Source organism: Micromonospora sp. NPDC050200, from assembly GCF_040656135.1.
GTDB lineage: Bacteria > Actinomycetota > Actinomycetes > Mycobacteriales > Micromonosporaceae > Micromonospora.
This window is the reverse complement of the sequence record NZ_JBFALG010000148.1, coordinates 1-3,964: the sequence shown is the minus strand read 5'-3', so window position 1 is coordinate 3,964 and position 3,964 is coordinate 1. Positions and strand designations below refer to the sequence as shown.

The 3,964-nt window shown below is 73.7% G+C and carries 3 protein-coding genes; all 3 read right to left on the bottom strand.

Annotated elements, in window-relative coordinates; all coding sequences use genetic code 11:
• Nucleotides 1-49: 49 nt before the first annotated feature.
• A complete protein-coding gene (locus tag AB0I41_RS34950; protein ID WP_357115687.1) occupies nucleotides 50-1,447 on the bottom strand; it encodes a cellulose binding domain-containing protein in 1,398 nt (465 codons plus the stop codon).
• Between the two features lie 135 nt (nucleotides 1,448-1,582).
• Complete coding sequence (locus tag AB0I41_RS34945) at nucleotides 1,583-2,995, bottom strand: carbohydrate-binding protein (protein ID WP_357115684.1); 1,413 nt, start codon at nucleotides 2,993-2,995, stop codon at nucleotides 1,583-1,585.
• A gap of 76 nt (nucleotides 2,996-3,071) precedes the next feature.
• A complete protein-coding gene (locus AB0I41_RS34940; RefSeq protein ID WP_357115681.1) occupies nucleotides 3,072-3,815 on the bottom strand; it encodes a membrane protein insertase YidC in 744 nt (247 codons plus the stop codon).
• Nucleotides 3,816-3,964: the final 149 nt, after the last annotated feature.

Here is a 3,964-nt window from a genome sequence, read left to right as displayed (position 1 = left end):
GGGGGGGGGGGGGGGGGCCGGCCCGAGGTCGGCGGGCCGGCCACGCGGGTCAGGGCAGGGTGGCCAGGTGCGGCTTGACCGTGCGGGCGAAGCCGTTGCCGTTGCTGACGTCCCAGTTCACCGACCAGGTCATCGCGCCCCGGATGCCCGGGTAGGTGCGCGGCGGCCGGAAGCTGCCGCAGTTGGTGCCGCGGGCCAGGCAGTCCAGGGCCGCGTTGACCACGCTCGGGGCGACGACGCCACCGCCGGCGGCGCCCGGGCCGGCGGGCAGGCCCAGACCGACCTGGTCGGGGCGGAGTCCCGCCTCCAGCTGGATGCAGGCCAGGGCGACGATGAAGTTCACCGTGCCCTGGGAATACGCGGCGTTCTGGTCGCAGCCGAGCATCGCCCCCGAGTTGTAGAACTGGGTGTTCACCACGGTGAGGATGTCCCGGATGTCCAACGCCAGCTTGAAGTAGCCGGTGGTGGGCGACTGCATGTCGATGGTCTGCGGGGCCATCGTGATGATCAGGCCGGCGCCGACCTTCGCCCGCAGGGCGCGCAGCGCCTGCGCCAGGTACGTCGGGTTGAGCCCGTTCTCCAGGTCGATGTCGACCCCGTCGAAGCCGTACCGCTTGATGAGCGCGTGGACGGTGTCGGCGAAGGCGGTGGCCGAGGTGGCGTCGTTGACCGCGACCCGGCCGGCCTCGCCGCCTACGGAGAGGATCACCTTCTGGTCGCGCGAACGCAGGGTCTGCACGTCGGCGGTGAACTCGGCGTCGGGGTAGCCGCCCAGCGCGGCCGACAGGCCGGGGTCGACGGCGAACCCGACCGCGCCGGGAGTGGCGGTGGCCTCGCCGAAGGCGACCGCGACGATGTCGTACTCGGCCGGCACGTCGCGCAGTCGCAGCTCGACGGCCGGGTTGTCGAAGTTGTGCCAGTAGCCGGTGAGCAGGTGCTTCGGCAGCCCGCCGGTGGGCGGCGGCGGGGTGGTGGGCGGCGGGGTGGTGGGCGGCGGGGTGGTGGGGGACGGGGCCGGGGTGGTCGGCGTCGGGCTCGGCGGGGTGGTGTCGCCGCCGCAGGGCGCCCCGTTGAGCAGGCAGTTGGTCGGCGCACCGGGCCCGCTGGCGAGGAAGCCGAACGACACCGCGGCGCCCGGCGCGACGGTGCCGTTCCAGGACCGGTTGGTGAAGGTGTACCGCTGGCCGGAGCCGGTGAGCAGCGCGTCCCAGTAGGTGCCGACGGTGGTCCCGGCCGGCAGGTCGAAGGAGACGGTCCAGCCGGAGATGGTGGCGCCGCCCCCGTTGCTGATCGTGTACTTCCCCTCCCAGCCGGTGCCCCAGTCGGAGGTCCTGGTGAAGTCGGCGGTCGCCCCGGCCGCGTACGCGGGCAGCGCGACCCAGGCCGCGCCGAGGGTCGCGGCCAGCGCGGCGACCAGGGAGAGGAGCAGGGATCTGGAACGCGTCATGCGACCCTCCGGACTGCCATCGATCCATGGATGTCGACGTGCGCGCTTATTATTAAGACTGTTAACTGTTCCTGTCCAGGTCTCTTTTCGCACCGATCGGGGGCCCGCGTCCACGGACGCGGGCCCCCGGCGGGATCAGCGCCGGAACGTGAACCAGTTGACGTTGACGAAGTCGGCGCTCTGACCGCTGCTGAAGGTCAGGTAGACGGTGTGCCGCCCGGTCGCCGCGGAGACGTTGCCGGGCACCGAGCGCCAGCTCTGCCAGCCGCCGGTGTTCGCGATGGCGAAGCTGCCGATCGGCGCGCTGGTCGGGTTGTCCAGGCGCACCTCGACCAGGCCGCTCACCCCGCCGGCCGCGCCGGAGGCGACCCGGGCGACGAAGTCGCGCGGCGGGGTCGCGCCGAACTCCACGTTGTCGTACCGGACCCAGTCACCGTTGCGCAGGGCGCCGATGTTCTGCCCGCCCTCGGCGCACGCCTCGACGATCACCCCGTTCTGCGCGCTGAACGCCTCGGCCTGGATCGTCCCGTACGCGTCGATGCCGCCGGACGGCGGCGGGGTGGTCGGGGGTGGCGTGGTGGACGTTCCCCGGCGGTAGACCGCCACGTAGTCCACCAGCATCGACCGGCCGGAGACGGTCGAGGCGGTCGGCGTGGCGGAGCCGGCCACCCCGTTCGGGAACGACCCGCCCATCGCCACGTTGAGCAGCAGGAAGTAGCCGGCGTGGCCGGTCATCTGGGTCCAGTACGGCTCGCCGACCTGGTTCTGGCCGACGGTGTGGAAGAGCTGCCCGTCGACGTACCAGCGCAACTGCCGCGGGCTGACGGAGGCGTCCCACTCGAAGCGGTAGGTGTGGAAGGCGGACTGGCAGGTGCTGCCGGGGCAGGCCCGGGAGTTGCCCAGCCCGTTGAACTCGTTGCACGGGCCGCCCGGGGCGTACCCGCAGTGCAGCACGCCCCAGACCTGGTTCAGGCCGTTGACGTTCTCCATCACGTCGAACTCGCCGATGCTCGGCCAGTTCTGGTAGTTGCCCCGGTACGGCGAGCCGAGCGCCCAGAACGCCGGCCAGTATCCGGCCGCCTGCGCCCCGGTGACGTTGGGCATCTGGATCCGCCCCTCGATGGCGAGGACTTCCCCGGCGGGCGGCTTGAAGTCTGTGCGGACGGTTTCGATCCGGGCCGAGGTCCACCGGCCGGCGGCGTCCCGGACCGGGGTGATCCGCAGGTTGCCGGCGCCGTCGTGGGCGAGGTTGGTGGTGCTGGCGGTGTACGTCTGGATCTCGCCGGTGCCCCAGTTGGCCGGGCCGCCCGGGTAGCTGGTGCCGGTGTCGACGATCCAGTTGGCGGAGGAGGGCAGGGTGCCGGCGGTGCCGGTGAAGTCGTCGCTCCACACCAGGTTCCAGCCCGACGGGGGCGGCGGGACGGCGGCGTGGGCGGTCACGGTCACGCCGGCCAGCGCGGTGGTGGCGACGGCGAGCGCGACGGCCAGCGCAGGGCGTCGACGCGACCGCGTGAGGGGGGCGGCGGGGGCCGCCGGAACAGGATTCATCGGGGATGCCTCTCTTCGGGGACGGCTCGAGAGAGCGCTCTCTGATTGCGAGTTGTACGCCCCGGCCGGACGCATGTCAACGCTTGTCGATGGATTCCGGCTGCGGCCGGCGCAGCGTCACCTGCTCCAGCGCCGTCCACGCCGTGGTGGTCACCAGGTAGAGCACCGCCGCCAACGGCACCACGAGCGCCACCAGCACGGTGACGTACGGCAGCAGCGGGATCAGCCCGGCCAGCATCGCCGCGCCCGGCCCCTCGGTCGGCGCACCGGCCACCGTGCCGGTGGCCGCCGCGGCGCGCTTCGCCCGCCGGGACGAGAACCAGGCCAGGCCGGTCAGCGCCGCCAGCAGCACGCCGAAGACCAGCACCACCGGCACGGAGAGCCCGTCGCCCAGGCGCCAGCCCAGCGGCACCCCGGCCAGCCGCTCGTCGAGCAGCCCGCCACCGTCCCCGCCGGTGGCGAAGAGCCGGTACATGACCAGGAAGAACGGCGCCTGGAGCAGGGCCGGCAGGCAGCCGGCGACCGGACTGGCGCCGGCCCGCCGGTAGAGCGCGAACAGCTCCGACTGCAACCGGGTCGGGTCGTCGGCGTGCCGCTGCTGGAGCTGACGGACCTCGGGCGCGAGCGCCGCGCGGCGCCGCTCCCCGCGGACCTGCGCCAGGGTGAGCGGCGAGATCAGCAGCCGGACGGCGACGGTGAACAGGACGATCGCGGCGGCGGTGGCAGCCCCGCCGGTCAGCGGCGCGAACGCGTCGGCGAGCCAGGAGACGGCGGCACCGGCGGCGCCCACCGCGTCGTGCACGGGTGAGAAGGCGAGCATGGAATGACCCCTCGGTCCGATTCCGGACGTCCCGGGGCGGGGCCCGGCGGGACGGATGACGACGGAATCGGCCGGGCGGCGACGCGCGGGGTCAGCCCGCGACCGGGCGCCACCCGGCCGAGGGACGCCGCCCCGGGGCCCGGGGACGC

Coding starts and splice junctions, on each gene's coding strand:
- AB0I41_RS34950 (WP_357115687.1), bottom strand. CDS start 1,447: ATGACGCGTTCCAGATCCCTGCTCCTCTCCCTGGTCGCCGCGCTGGCC.
- AB0I41_RS34945 (WP_357115684.1), bottom strand. CDS start 2,995: ATGAATCCTGTTCCGGCGGCCCCCGCCGCCCCCCTCACGCGGTCGCGT.
- AB0I41_RS34940 (WP_357115681.1), bottom strand. CDS start 3,815: ATGCTCGCCTTCTCACCCGTGCACGACGCGGTGGGCGCCGCCGGTGCC.